The following is a 12,681-nucleotide window of genomic DNA, read 5'->3' as shown; positions in this document are numbered from 1 at the left end:
GCTATGACCCTCGACGGGCTACGGCGCCGCACGCACGCCGCGGTCGACGCCCTCGAACGGCTCGTCGGCGGGCTCGGCACGGCGGTGCTCGCGCTGGCCCTGCTGTTCTGGCTGTTCATCGTGGCGGTGACCAGCCTGGCCGGCGTCGGCCTGGTGTTCGCGCCGACCGCCGCCCGGGCGGTCCGCGCGGTGGCCGACCGGGAAAGGGCCCGCCTCTCGCGCTGGGGTCCCGAGATCGTCGGTCCCGAGCCGCTGGCGCCGGGCCTGCGCGCCTGGAGCGACCCGGCGGTGTGGCGCGAGGTGGCCTGGCTGGTCGAGCACGCGACGCTCGGGTTCGTGATCAGCATCCTCAGCCTGACCATCCCGCTCTCGGCGGTGCAGGACCTGACGTACCCGTTCTGGTGGTGGCTGGTGCCGGCCAACTCGGCGCCCGGGCTGGTGTTCTGGTCGGTGCACACCCAGCTCGACGCGCTGGCGGTCGGCCTGTACGGCGTGGCCTGGCTGGCCATCGGCTTCTTCGCGGGCCCGTGGCTCGCCCGGGCCCAGGCCTGGCCCGGGCGCCGTCTGCTCGCCCCGCCGCCCGGCACCGACCTCTCGCTGCGCATCGTCGAGCTGACCGCGACCCGGGCCGCCGCCCTCGACGCGCACGCGGCCGAACTGCGCCGCATCGAGCGCTCGCTGCACGACGGGGCGCAGAACCGCCTGGTCGCGGTGAGCGTGCTGCTCGGCGCGGCCCGGCGGGCGGTCGCCCGTGACCCGGCCATGGCCGTCGAAGTGCTGGAACGGGCCCAGGGCGCGGCCGAACAGGCCCTGGCCGAGCTGCGTACGGTCGTCCGCGGCATCCTGCCGCCGGTGCTCGACGGCCGCGGCCTCGACGGCGCGCTGGCCGGTCTGGCCGCCGACTGCGGCGTGCCCTGCCGCCTCGACGTCGAGCTGCCTCGCCGGTGTGCCGTCTCGGTCGAGGCCACCGCCTACTTCGTGGTGGCCGAGGCGCTCACGAACATCACCAAGCACAGCGGCGCGACGGCGGCCGGGATCACCGTGCGCATCGAGGATCAGCAGTTGAAGATCAGCATCGAGGACAACGGCCGCGGCGGCGCCGACGAGGAAGCCGGATCCGGGATCACCGGCATCCGGCGGCGCGTCGAGGCGTACGACGGAAGCCTGACCCTGACCAGCCCGGCCGGCGGGCCGACAACCCTGCGAGTGGAGCTGCCGTGCGGATCGTGATCGCCGAGGACGACCCGCTGCTGCGCGAGGGCCTGGCGTTGCTGCTGCGCGCCGAGTCGCTCGACGTGGTGGCGACAGCGGAGGATCCGGCCACGTTCCTGGCCGCCGTCGACGAGCACAAGCCGGACGTGGCGATCGTCGACGTGCGGATGCCGCCCACGCACACCGACGAGGGCATCGTCGCGGCCGTCGAGGCGCGCCGGCGGTTGCCCGGCCTCGCCGTGCTCGTGCTCTCGGCGTACGTGGAACAGGCCTTCGCCACCGACCTGCTGGCCGGTGGCGCCGCCGGCCTGGGCTACCTGCTCAAGGAGCGGGTGGGCCGGGTCGAGGAGTTCCTCGAGGCGCTGCACCGGGTGGCGGACGGTGGCACGGCGATCGACCCCGAGGTGGTCGGCCTGCTGCTCGCGCGCAACCGGCCGGACGACGCGCTGGCCCGGCTCAGCCCGCGCGAGCACGACGTGCTGGCGCTGATGGCCGAGGGACTGGGCAACACCGCGATCGCCGAGAAGCTCGTGGTCACCGAGGGCGCCGTGCACAAACACATCCGCAGCATCTTCGCCAAACTCGACCTGGCCCCGGACGACCGCGCCGATCGCCGGGTCATCGCCGTGCTGCGCTACCTGCGTAAATAGGGCCGGGTAGAGCAGGCTGTACCCCGAAGAGGCCAGCTGGCTTCATCGATCTTGGCCACTGAGAAAAATAGCGTTTGCCGTGTCAGTCAACGACACGAGAGGCGCTGAGATGAACGACATGCTCGCGGTCCGGGTGGAGGGCCTCACCCGGACGTACGCCACCGACGGGCAGCAGGTCGCGGCCCTGGCCGGGGTGGACGCGGCCTTCGCCCGCGGCACGTTCACCGCGGTGATGGGCCCGTCCGGCTCCGGCAAGAGCACGCTGCTGCAGACCGCCGCCGGCCTCGACCGCCCCTCGTCGGGCCGGGTCTGGATCGGCGACACCGAACTGTCGAAGCTGTCCGAGACCAAGCTGACCGAGTTGCGGCGCGACCGCATCGGCTTCGTCTTCCAGTCCTTCAACCTGATCGGCGCGCTCACCGTCGAGGAGAACATCCTGCTGCCGTCCAAGCTTTCGGGCGAGCGGCCGGACCGGCACTGGCTGGGCAGCGTCATCGAGCGGGTCGGCCTCGCCGACCGGCTGACCCACCGGCCGGCCCAGCTCTCCGGCGGTCAGCAGCAGCGGGTCGCCATCGCCCGCGCGCTCGCCGTGCGGCCCGACGTGGTCTTCGCCGACGAACCGACCGGCGCCCTCGACACTCAGACCGCGGCCGAGGTGCTCGCGCTGCTGCGTTCGACGGTCGACGAGTTCGGCCAGACCGTGGTGATGGTGACCCACGACCCGGTCGCCGCCTCCTACGCCGATCGGGTGCTCGTGCTGGCCGACGGCCGGATCGTGCGCGACCTGCCCCAGCTCGGCGCCGAGAAGATCGCCGAGGTCCTCGCGACACGGTGGAAGGGCTGAGACCATGTTCAAGCTCGCGATGCGCCTGCTGCGCCAGCGTCCCGGCACCTCGATCGCCACCCTGGTGGCGCTGGCCGGCGGCGTGATGATCCTGATGTCCCTGGCCGTGTTCGTGCAGTCCGGCCTCCAGTTCGAGCCCGAGCCGAAGCAGTTCGCGGCGGCCGACGTCGTGGTCGCCCACCGGCACATCACCGTGTCCACGAAGGAGTTCGACGGCGAAACGACGACGAGTGAGGTGCCGCTGCCCGAGGGCACCGTCCCGGCCGATCTGGCCGACCGGATCCGTACGGTGCCCGGCGTCACCGACGTGCAGGCCGTGGACGTCCGGGACGGCCGGGCCGGGGCCATCGCGGTCAAGGCGCCGGCCGGTGCGCACGCGGCGATCGAGAAGCTCGCCGAGCAGGCCGGAGTCGAGGCGTACGCCGGTGAAGAACGCGGCTGGGCCGAGCGGTCCACCTCGATCGAGGCTCGGTCGCTGCTGGTCGAGGCCGGCTCCGCCTTCGGCGGTTACGTGGTGCTGTTGATCGTCTTCGTGGTCGCCGGCACGGTCGGCCTGTCCGTCCGGCACCGCCGTCGCGACCTGGCCCTGCTGCGGGCCATCGCCGCCACTCCCGCCCAGGTACGCCGCCTGGTGGTCGCCGAGGCGGTCGTGGTGGGCCTGGCCTCGGCCGTGATCGGCGTGCCGGCCGGCCTCTGGTCCACCCACCGGGTGCACGACCAACTGGTCACCCGGGGCTTCCTGCCGGCCGACTTCCCGATCGCCAACCCAGCCCCGGCTGCCGTCCTCGGCATCGTGGTGACCCTGTTGGTCGCGGTGCTGTCGGCCCGGATCGCGGCCCGGCGGGTCGCCCGCATCCGGCCGGCCGAGGCCCTGGGTGAGGCTGCGGTGGAGCCGGCCCGGGGTGGACGCATCCGCCTTGCCTTCGGTCTGATCACGCTGGCCGGCGCCACGATGTCGCTGTTCTTCGCGGCCGGGCTGTCGGGCACCGCGGCGCTCGCGGCGGCGGTCGGCATGCTGTACCTGTTCGTGCTGGCGGTCGCGCTGCTCGCACCGTGGGTCAACGGGTTCGCGGCCCGGGTGCTGGCGCCGGTTCTGCGTACGGTGTGGGGTGTCTCGGGCGATCTGGCGGCGGCCAACCTGCGGGCCAACGCGCGAGGGATGTCGGCGGTGCTGAGCGCGCTCGTGCTGTCGGTCGGGTTCGGCGGCTCGGTCTGGTTCCTGCAGGACAATCTGGAGCGCCAGACCGTGGCCCAGAGCCGTGACGGCATGCTGGCCGACCGGGTGGTGACCGCGCCGACCGGCCTGACGCCGGCTGCCGTGGCGAAGGTGCGGCGGATCCCCGGGGTCGAGGCGGCAACGGGCGTCCGGCGTACGTCGGTGGTGGTCCGCGTCTTCGACGGCGCCGAGCCGGCCGTGGCCCGCGCGGTCGACCCGGCCCAGCTCGCGTCCACGATGGACCTGAAGGTGCGCGAGGGCAGCCTGGCCGGCCTCACCGACGGCACGATCGCCGTTTCGGCCCTGCAGGCGTCGTCGTCCAGTTGGAAGGTCGGCGACACGGCCGACATGTGGCTGGCCGACGGCACCCCGGTCCAGCCGCGGGTGGTCGCGATCTACGACCGCGGCCTCGGCTTCGGCGACGTTCTGCTGCCGCAGCAGGGCGGCACGTACGACGAGGTGCTCGTCCGCACCCAGGGCGCCGCCGACCGGCAGCTCGCCGCGTTCGGCACGGTTACCACCGCCGACCAGCTCACCGGTCAGCTCAGCCGGGACCTGGCCGTGAGCGCCTGGCTCAACAAGCTCCTGATCACCGTCATGGTCGCCTACGCGGCCCTGGCCGCCGGCAACACGATGGTCATGGCCGCGCTGGCCCGGGGCCGCGAGCTTGCGGTGCTGCGGCTGGCCGGCGTCACCCGTCGCCAGGTGCGCCGGATGGTCAACGCGGAGCAGGTCGGCCTGCTCGGAACGGCGCTCACCCTGGGCGCGGCGATCGCCGGGGCCACCCTGGTCGCCGTGGTGCACGCGCTGACCGGCACGTTCCTGCCCTACATCCCGCCGCTGGGCTGGGTGATCGTGCTGGGCGGCACCATCGTGCTGGCCCTGGTCACCACGATCCTTCCGGTGGGCCGCCTGCTGCGAGTTCCGCCGGTGCGAGCGGCCGGCACCAAGGAGTAGCGGGGAAGGGCCGGGCGGACAACCTTCCCGCCTGGCTCCTCGCCGAGATCGAGACCGTGCCGGCCTACAAGGCCTTCGCCGGGGTCGACGACCTGCACGCCGGGCTCCGGCGGATCGCGGACCGTCACCCCGGCGTCGCGTCGTTGCGGCAGTTCCCGTCAGGGCAGCACGCCGATGATCGTCCCGATCGGCCGCCACCGCGCCGGTTCCGGTAGTTGAACGTCCGGAACAGGGCCTAGCCTTCGAGCATGCCTGACTTCGATCGCGAGGACCTGAGCGGATCCCGGTTCAGCCACGTCGACCTGCGCCGTTCGGTCTTCCGGGACACCGACTTCTTCGACTCGGTGCTGCGGGGCGTCTACCTGGGCAACGTCAGCATCGACGGCGAGGTCGAGAACCTGGTGATCAACGGCGTCGACGTGGCGCCGTTGATCGAGGCCGAGCTGGACCGGCGCGACCCGGACCGGCCGAAGATGCGACCGGCCGACCCGGCGGGGTTCCGCGAGGCGTGGGACATCGTCGAGCGGCTGTGGGCGGGCACGGTCGAGCGGGCCCGCACGCTGCCGCCCGATCAGTTGCACGTGTCGGTGGACGGCGAGTGGTCGTTCATCGAGACACTGCGGCACCTGGCCTTCGCCACCGAGTCGTGGGTGAACCGGGCCATCCTGGGCGATCCGGCGCCGTGGCATCCGCTGTCACTGCCGTGGGACGGCATGCCGGATACGCCCGGGGTGCCCCGCGACCGTTCGGCGCGGCCGTCGCTCGACGAGGCCCTGGAGCTGCGGCACAACCGGATGGCCACCGTGCGCCGGGTGATCGACGAGCTGACCGACGAGTCGCTGGCGGCCGACACGACGCCGGTCGAGGGGGCCGGCTGGCCGCCGCCGCAGGCTTTCCCCGTACGGGAATGCCTGTTGACCGTCCTGAATGAAGAGTGGCATCACCGGCTCTATGCCGAGCGCGACCTGGACGTGCTCTTCTCACGTTGACCGTGCTCTTTGAAGAAGTGCCACATGATCGTCACGGGCGAGGTGGCCGACGCCGCCTGGTAGGCCTCGGGCGCCTGCCCGATCAGGCTCCACGGCCAGGTGTCCCACTCCCCGATCGGGAATCGGCTGCCGGCCGTGCCCCCGTTGCGAGGCTCGGCACACGCCCGCACTTCGAGGCCGAGGGGCAGGGCCGCGGCGAGGTAGTCGCTCGCCCGGTGCTGGTACGAGTAGATGAGCCGGGGTTCACCCGCTTCGGTGCGCACGTGCGGCATCGAGCCGAGCAGCACATGCTCGTGGTGGATGTCGGTGGCTATCAACCAGCGGCGGCGTCGGAGTGGCCGGGGCGGTCGGAGTGGCCGAGCGAGCGGCCGGGCGCGATCCGGTCGCGCACCAGCCGCTTCAGCTCGGTCAGCTCCGGGTGGCCGCTCTCTTTGCGGGACCAGAGCAGTTCGTCGTCGAGGCGGACGTCGAACACCCCGCCGGTGCCGGGTACCAGGGCGACCTCTCCCAGCTCCTTCTGGAACGTGGTGAGCAGTTCCTGCGCCGTCCACGCGGCTCGCAGCAGCCAGCGGCACTGCGTGCAGTATTCGATCTCCAACCGCGGTGTTCTCGTCACAGTTCACGAGTATCCCCCGCGACGATGTTGTGATTGATGCGGAACGTGTTCGCCGGGTCGAAACGGTGCTTCAGGTCGCGGGTGCTCAGGCCGGCTCGAGCACCTTCTCGTCCGGTGTGGTCTTGGCCGGGCGCACCGAGCGCAGCGACCAGAGCGCGATGGGGATGCCCACCGCGACCAGCGCCCCCGCCACCACCAGCGAGAACTGGTAGCCGACGAGGTAACGGTGCAGTTCGGTGCCGGTGGCCGCGTTCGAGCGGTTGGTCAGGATGGCGCCCAGGATCGTGATGCCGAGCAGGCCGAACACCTCGCGCGAGACGTTGAGCATGCCCGAGGCGATCCCGGCCCGGTTGAGCGGCAGCGCGCCGACCACGACGTTGTTCAACGGCACGAGCAGGCCGCCGCCGACGCCGTAGACCACGAACCAGGGCAGCAGGTCGAGATAGGTGGTTCCTTCGCCGTACGACGCGATGCCCACCACCGAGACGGCCATCAGCGCGAGCGCCGCCGCCACCGTGCGCGCCGCCCCGAACCGCGCCTCGAGCCGGGGCGCGAGCGTGGCCAGCACGGCCATGACCAGTGCCATCGGCACGAACGCGGCGCCCGCTTCGGTGGGCGAGAAGCCGAGCACGTTCTGCATGTAGATGGCCGTGTAGAAGTAGATGCCGAACACGCCGAACGCCCACAGGCCCATCGCCAGCAGGCCACCGCTGAAGACCCGCATGCGGAAGAAGTTCAGATCGATCATCGGGTTGGCCGAGCGGGCCTCGATGACCACGAAGGCCAGCGCGCCGGCCACGGCGACGGCGAAACCGGCCAGGATGGTGCCCGACGTCCAGCCGCGCGATTCCCCCTCGATCAGCGCGAACGTCAGGGCGAAGAGGGCGATCGAGGACGCGGCCAGGCCGGGCAGGTCGAGACCCCGGCTCGTGCCGCGCCGGCCGGCCGGGATGCTGAGGCCCGCGAGGACGGCGGTGGCGATGCCGATCGGCACGTTGATCAGGAAGATCCAGCCCCAGGAGACGTGCTCGCTGAGCCACCCGCCGGTGAGCGGGCCGAAGGCCAGGGCCAGCGCGCCCACGCCGCCCCAGATGCCGATCGCGGTGCCTCGTTCGCGCGGATCGGGGAACAGCGCCGGCAGGAGAGCCAGCGAGGCCGGTGTGAGCAGGGCTGCGCCCACACCCTGAACGGCCCGGGCGCCGATCAGCATCTCCTGGTTCGAGGCGAGACCCGCGACCGCCGAGGCCACGGTGAAGACCGCCAGGCCGGAGAAGAACGCGAGGCGCATCCCCAGCACGTCGGCGATGCGGCCGCCGGCCAGCAGCAGGCCCGCGAAGACCAGGATGTAGGAGCTGGCGATCCACTCCAGGCCCTCGATGCTCAGCCCGAGGTCGCGCTGGATCGAGGGCAGCGCCACGTTGACGACGTTGTTGTCGAGATAGGTCATGAAGGTGCCCAGCGCTACCGCGACGAGCGCCCACCACCTGCGATTCTTCTCCATCGAGGCCCCCTGTACAGCGTCCTTGTACGGCGTCACTGTACGCCGTACATGTACCTCGTACATGAGACCTGTACGTTGTATGGTTGTCAAGTGGCGGCAGAAAGACTCAGCAGGGCGACGGTGGCCGAGGCGGCGCTGCGCCTGGGCGACGACGAGGGCCTCGACGCGGTGACGATCCGCCGGCTCGCGCAGGAGCTCGGCGTGACCCCGATGGCCCTGTACTGGCATTTCAAGAACAAGGACGAGCTGCTGCTCGGCATCCTCGACCACGCGCTGTCCGGCGTCCGGGCCGACCGCGCTGCCGGTGACCCGTGGCAGAAACAGCTCCGGGCCATGATCGAGGCGCTGGTCGACGTCTGCCGCCGCCACCCGGCGCTGCCCGACCTGCTCCACTCGGTGAACAAGGACGAGGTCGCCAGCTTCACCCGGGCCACCGAGGATGCGCTGGCGCTGCTCACCGAGGCCGGCTTCGACGTGCGCGAGGCCTACTGGATCGGCAGCTATCTGTTGCACGGCGCGATCGGCCTGGTCGACGCGCAGCCCGAGATGCCGGGGGCGATGCCCGCGTCCGAGGGACGGGAGTGGCGGCGGCAGCGGCGGGTCGCGCTCGAGTGCCTGCCCGCCGACAAGTTCCCGATGATGGTGCGGTTCGGGGCCACCTACGCAGAGGAGCCCGACGTCGAGCGCTACTACGCGTTCGGCATCGAGCTCCTGATCAACGGGGTCGAGGCGTCGGCCCGGCCTACCTCGTGAAGGTGAAGTACTTGTAGGCGCCGTAGGTCGTGGTGTTCACCGTGTCGCCCGACTTGCCGTACACGTAGGACGCCCGTACGCGATATTTGAGCCCGACCGTGTGGGTGCCGGTCAGGCCGTTGTAGGCCTTGCCGTCGGTGAGCTTGGACCACGCGGACTTCCACGGCCGCCACTGCTTGCCGTCGTGGTACTGGATCTCGAGGAGGGCCGACCGGCCCGGGTACGGCGACATGCTCGTGATGAACCGGGGATCCACCGTCGACCGCAGGAAGTGGTACGACACCGAGCCGAGTTTGCCGGTGCCGTAGTGCCGGTCGAGCGCCACCGAGACGCTGACCTTGGTGGCGACCGTCGACCGGGCGGTGCGGGCCGAGGTGAAGTTGTCGCCGCGGAAGATCGCCGACATGGTCGTGGTGCGGGTCAGCTTGAACGCCGCCGTCACGACGCCCTTGCTGTTCGCGGTGGCCTTGCGCACCAGGCGGTTCGGCTGGTCGGAGCCGTACGGGTCGGCCCAGATCTCAACCGAGCGGTTCGACGAGGTGGCGCCGAGCTTGGCCGTGAAGGTCACCGTCGACCCGGCGGCGAAGGTGCTGCCGTTGCGGTCCAGGGTCAGCGTCGTCGCCTTGATCGTGCCGACCTGGAAGGACTTCGTGGCGTTGGCCGGGGAGTAGTCCGCGTTGCCGGCCAGCGCGACCGTGTAGCTGACCGTGCCGCTGCGGGTCGGCTTGTCGCTGATCGAGAAGCGACCGTTCGCGGGTACGGTCTGTGGCCCGACCCGGCGACTGCCGGCCGAGTCCTTGCGGGTGATGACCACGGGCAGCCCAGCCGGAACGGGCGCGCCGAAGACGCCGGTGATCGTGGCCGTTCTGCCCAGTTCCACCTTGGCCGGCACGGTCAGCTGCACCGAGGTGGCCAGCTTGGACGGGTCACCGAAGATCTGCAGTGTGTAGCTGCTGCCGCTGCCTGAGACGCCGAACAGGCGCGGGCCGCCGGGCTCCCAGGACAGGCCACCCGGCTGCAGCGTGCCGCCGCCCTGCACGGTGAACTGCTTGGTGGGCGTGGCCGAACCGGGCGCGAAGACCGAGACGGCCTTGCCGGCCGTGCCGCCGATGCCGACGGCCAGGGTGCCGTCCGGCTTGACGGCCACGGCGTTGCCGTCGGCGCCGGCGCTGTAGCTCTGGACCGTGGTCAGGTCGGCCGGCTTCACCGCGCGGGCGAGGCTCTGCGGGCCGGCCACCAGCAGGCGGCTGCCGTCGGCGTTGAAGACCAGGTCCCGCGTGCGGCCGAGGCTCTTGGCGACGACGGCGGACGGGGTGGTGGTCGAGGCGTCGAAGACGGTGACGTCGGCGGTGGTGACCGAGGGGTCGACGGCGGCGACCAGGGTGCCGGCGGAGGAGAGCGCCGGCGCCTCGTCGAACGTGGTGGTGGTGACGTCCGGGATCAGGTCGGGCTCGTCGTCGCCGCCGCGTTGCAGCCGGCCCAGCCCGCCGTCTGCCTCGCCGAACCACAGTCTGCCGCCGGCCTCGGCGAGCGTGACGGGACGCACGTCCGTGGACGCCTCGTAGGTCGCGATCCGGGTGCCGACCTCGTTGAAGGCGGTGATCGCCTTCAGCCCGGGGACTGCGGCATAGACGTCACCATCCTTGGCCAGCAGGAGCCCGCTCACGCCGGTCAGGCCGGTGGCGGTCGACAGGACCTGCCCCGCGTAGCCGGTGATGATCACCTTCCCGGCCGCCGGGTCGGTGATGTAGATCCGTTTGTTCGCGCCGTCGACGAGGATGTCGCCGAACGAGGTGATGGGCAGGGCGGCCTTGAGGTCGACGGCCGAGGCCGGGCCGGGGGCGCTCAGGGCGAACACGGTCGAGCCCGCGACGAGGGCGGCCGACAACGCTGCTCGCGTGATCCGATGAGGCACGTCGGGGATCGTACGGGCGCGGGCGGCGGGCGTTGATCGGCCGAACGGATCGACGCCCGCCACCCTTTGATAGCCGCTACCCGGCTGTTACTCCGCTGCTGCGTTGCTTTCGAGCACCCGCTCGTCACGCCGGTCGGCCGTGGTGATGGCGATGCGCCGCGGCTTGGCGGCCTCGGCCACCGGGATGGTCAGCGTCAGCACGCCGTCCTGCCAGGTGGCGGCGATGTTGTCGAGGTCGAGGCCGTCGCCCAGGGCCAGCCGGCGCTCGAAGGTGCCGGTCGCCCGCTCGCGGCGCAGCCACTGCACGTCGGTGTCGGTGCGCTGCGACCGCTCGGCGCGGATCGTCAGCGTGCGGCCGTCGACGCCCACGTCGACCGAGCCGGGGTCGATGCCCGCGAGGTCGCAGTGCAGGACGAAGTGGTCACCGGAGCGGTAGAGGTCGATCGGCATGGCGATCGGGGCGACGCCGCCACCGCTGGAGGCGCCTAGCATCTGTCCCGCCAGGCGGTCGAACTCACGGAACGGATCAAAAGTCAGCACCACGGATCCACCTCCTGTTGACGGCCCGCCGGCCTTTCCGGCGGTGCACGTGGCGCTCGGCTCAGATCAAATGCGCCGAGGTCGTGCGGCTCGTTCCGAGGTGGCTCATCACCGCGGTGAGCAGCAGCGACAAGTATTTTTTTAGCACTCCTGCCTAGGGAGTGCCAAGCCCTTTCGACAAGATTTTTGTCGGTCCCGGCCGATAGCGTCGGGGCATGAGTCGTACGCGGGCCTGGATCGCTCTGGCGGCGTTGTCGCTCGGCGCTTTCCTCTACGTCACGGTCGAGACGCTGCCCATCGGCCTGCTCGCCGCGATGGCGTCCGACCTGGGCGTCAGCGAGTCGTCGATCGGCCTGCTGGTGACGGCGTACGGCCTCGTCGTCGTGGTCGTCACGATCCCGCTGACCCGGCTCACCGCGTCCTGGCCGCGCCGTCGCCTGCTGGTCGTGCTCCTGGCCGTCTTCGCCGTCGCGACCGCCCTGTCGGCCCTGGCCGTGAACTATCCGTCCCTGCTGGCGGCCCGGGTGGCGGTCGCCGTCAGCCAGTCCGTGTTCTGGGCGGTCGTCACCCCGGCCGCGGCCGGCCTGTTCCCCCGGCATCTGCGCGGCCGCGCTCTGTCCATGGTGTTCGCCGGCAGCTCCACCGCGCCCCTGGTCGGCGTGCCGTTGGGCACGTGGCTGGGCCAGCAGGGCGGCTGGCGCCTGCCGTTCCTGGCCCTGGGCCTGCTCGGCGTCGTCGTCCTGGTCGTGGTGCTGGCCCTGCTGCCCGAGTCCCCGCCGGGCGCCGGCGATGCCGACCGCGGCACGTCCCCCGACGCAGGCCGCTACCGCACGCTGGTCGTGGCCACCGCGATCATGGTGGCCGGGGCGTTCGTAGCCTTCACCTACATCGACCCCTTCCTGACCCGGGTGAGCGGCTTCGAACCCACGGCCCTGGGCCCGATCCTGCTGCTGCGCGGTGTGGCCGGGCTGCTCGGCGTCCTGGCCGCCGGCCTGGTCGTGAGCCGGTGGGGGTGGCCGAGCTGGCTGGCCGTCACCGCGATCCAGGCCGTGGCCCTGGGCGCCCTGTTCGTCTTCGGCACCGGTCAGGCGGCCGCGGTCGCCGCCACCGCCCTGGCCGGTTTCGCCCTCGCCGGCGCCGCCTCCGTCCTGGGCGTCCGGGTCCTCGAGGTCGCACCGGGTGCGACCGACATGGCCTCGGCCGGCACGTCCACGTCCTTCAACGTCGGCATCACCGGTGGCGCCCTGCTGGGCAGCGCCCTGCTGACCACGAGCGGCCCGCGCAGCCTGGCTCTGGCCGGCGCCCTGCTGACCGTCCTGGCGCTGCTCGTCGTGCTGGCCGAGCCCCGCCTGTCCACCCGCCGGCGTTCGCGACCAGCCCCGGGCGAGCCGGCCGGTGAGCCACAGCCCGATGCGGTTCTGTTGCGACCCGATCCCGGCCCGGCCTGACCGTCTGCCCGACCCGCCCGGGTGTTGGCGGCATCACGGT

The 12,681-nt window shown here is 71.9% G+C and carries 13 protein-coding genes; 8 read left to right on the top strand and 5 right to left on the bottom strand.

From position 1 onward, the window contains the following. The first annotated feature begins 3 nt into the window (after window positions 1-3). The 6 genes from LXN57_RS30975 to LXN57_RS30950 all read left to right on the top strand — a co-directional run bounded on the left by LXN57_RS30975 (window position 4) and on the right by LXN57_RS30950 (window position 5,868). Window positions 4-1,230, top strand: a complete 1,227-nt coding sequence (locus LXN57_RS30975; protein WP_251801710.1) for a sensor histidine kinase — start codon at window positions 4-6, stop codon at window positions 1,228-1,230. Further along, window positions 1,218-1,862 carry a response regulator transcription factor gene (locus LXN57_RS30970; protein WP_251801709.1) on the top strand — a complete coding sequence of 215 codons (645 nt, stop codon included), beginning with the start codon at window positions 1,218-1,220 and terminating at the stop codon, window positions 1,860-1,862. Before LXN57_RS30975 ends, LXN57_RS30970 begins: the two co-directional genes overlap by 13 nt. Before the next feature lie 118 nt (window positions 1,863-1,980). Continuing rightward, window positions 1,981-2,706 carry an ABC transporter ATP-binding protein gene (locus tag LXN57_RS30965; protein ID WP_251801741.1) on the top strand — a complete coding sequence of 242 codons (726 nt, stop codon included), beginning with the start codon at window positions 1,981-1,983 and terminating at the stop codon, window positions 2,704-2,706. 4 nt (window positions 2,707-2,710) lie between these two features. Beyond that, the gene (locus LXN57_RS30960; RefSeq protein WP_251801708.1) at window positions 2,711-4,879 is read left to right on the top strand and encodes an ABC transporter permease; all 2,169 of its coding nucleotides are present in this window, start codon (window positions 2,711-2,713) and stop codon (window positions 4,877-4,879) included. Between the two features lie 56 nt (window positions 4,880-4,935). Then, window positions 4,936-5,094: a hypothetical protein gene (locus LXN57_RS30955; RefSeq protein WP_251801707.1), complete on the top strand. Its 159-nt coding sequence runs from the start codon at window positions 4,936-4,938 to the stop codon at window positions 5,092-5,094. Between the two features lie 33 nt (window positions 5,095-5,127). Continuing rightward, window positions 5,128-5,868: a DinB family protein gene (locus LXN57_RS30950; protein WP_251801706.1), complete on the top strand. Its 741-nt coding sequence runs from the start codon at window positions 5,128-5,130 to the stop codon at window positions 5,866-5,868. Here LXN57_RS30950 and LXN57_RS30945 read toward each other — a convergent pair. The 3 genes from LXN57_RS30945 to LXN57_RS30935 form a co-directional block, all read right to left on the bottom strand. After that, window positions 5,829-6,185, bottom strand: coding sequence for a hypothetical protein (locus tag LXN57_RS30945; protein WP_251801705.1), 357 nt, complete (start codon window positions 6,183-6,185; stop codon window positions 5,829-5,831). The two genes, LXN57_RS30950 and LXN57_RS30945, sit on opposite strands and share 40 nt — an antisense overlap. Further along, entirely contained in the window at window positions 6,182-6,484 is a 303-nt protein-coding gene (locus LXN57_RS30940) for an Rdx family protein (protein WP_251801704.1), read from the bottom strand. Before LXN57_RS30940 ends, LXN57_RS30945 begins: the two co-directional genes overlap by 4 nt. A gap of 85 nt (window positions 6,485-6,569) precedes the next feature. Beyond that, window positions 6,570-7,985 (bottom strand): DHA2 family efflux MFS transporter permease subunit, encoded by a 1,416-nt coding sequence (locus tag LXN57_RS30935; RefSeq protein ID WP_251801703.1) that lies wholly within the window; start codon window positions 7,983-7,985, stop codon window positions 6,570-6,572. Window positions 7,986-8,075: 90 nt separating this feature from the next. On the opposite strand from LXN57_RS30935, the gene LXN57_RS30930 reads away from it, so the two are divergent. Continuing rightward, window positions 8,076-8,738 carry a TetR family transcriptional regulator gene (locus LXN57_RS30930; protein ID WP_251801702.1) on the top strand — a complete coding sequence of 221 codons (663 nt, stop codon included), beginning with the start codon at window positions 8,076-8,078 and terminating at the stop codon, window positions 8,736-8,738. Here the strand turns inward: LXN57_RS30930 and LXN57_RS30925 are convergent. Both LXN57_RS30925 and LXN57_RS30920 read right to left on the bottom strand, forming a co-directional pair. Then, a complete protein-coding gene (locus LXN57_RS30925) occupies window positions 8,728-10,653 on the bottom strand; it encodes a WD40 repeat domain-containing protein (RefSeq protein ID WP_251801701.1) in 1,926 nt (641 codons plus the stop codon). The genes LXN57_RS30930 and LXN57_RS30925 overlap by 11 nt on opposite strands. 87 nt (window positions 10,654-10,740) lie before the next feature. Beyond that, window positions 10,741-11,196 carry an Hsp20/alpha crystallin family protein gene (locus LXN57_RS30920; RefSeq protein ID WP_251801700.1) on the bottom strand — a complete coding sequence of 152 codons (456 nt, stop codon included), beginning with the start codon at window positions 11,194-11,196 and terminating at the stop codon, window positions 10,741-10,743. 212 nt (window positions 11,197-11,408) lie between these two features. On the opposite strand from LXN57_RS30920, the gene LXN57_RS30915 reads away from it, so the two are divergent. Then, the gene (locus tag LXN57_RS30915; RefSeq protein WP_251801699.1) at window positions 11,409-12,641 is read left to right on the top strand and encodes an MFS transporter; all 1,233 of its coding nucleotides are present in this window, start codon (window positions 11,409-11,411) and stop codon (window positions 12,639-12,641) included. Window positions 12,642-12,681 lie beyond the last annotated feature (40 nt).

Origin of the sequence: Paractinoplanes hotanensis (assembly GCF_023717965.1) — a bacterium.
In the GTDB taxonomy this organism is placed as follows: domain Bacteria; phylum Actinomycetota; class Actinomycetes; order Mycobacteriales; family Micromonosporaceae; genus Actinoplanes; species Actinoplanes polyasparticus.
This window is presented reverse-complemented; position numbering and strand designations above follow the sequence as displayed.

Coding starts and splice junctions, on each gene's coding strand:
- LXN57_RS30975 (WP_251801710.1), top strand. CDS start 4: ATGACCCTCGACGGGCTACGGCGCCGCACGCACGCCGCGGTCGACGCC.
- LXN57_RS30965 (WP_251801741.1), top strand. CDS start 1,981: ATGCTCGCGGTCCGGGTGGAGGGCCTCACCCGGACGTACGCCACCGAC.
- LXN57_RS30960 (WP_251801708.1), top strand. CDS start 2,711: ATGTTCAAGCTCGCGATGCGCCTGCTGCGCCAGCGTCCCGGCACCTCG.
- LXN57_RS30950 (WP_251801706.1), top strand. CDS start 5,128: ATGCCTGACTTCGATCGCGAGGACCTGAGCGGATCCCGGTTCAGCCAC.
- LXN57_RS30935 (WP_251801703.1), bottom strand. CDS start 7,985: ATGGAGAAGAATCGCAGGTGGTGGGCGCTCGTCGCGGTAGCGCTGGGC.
- LXN57_RS30915 (WP_251801699.1), top strand. CDS start 11,409: ATGAGTCGTACGCGGGCCTGGATCGCTCTGGCGGCGTTGTCGCTCGGC.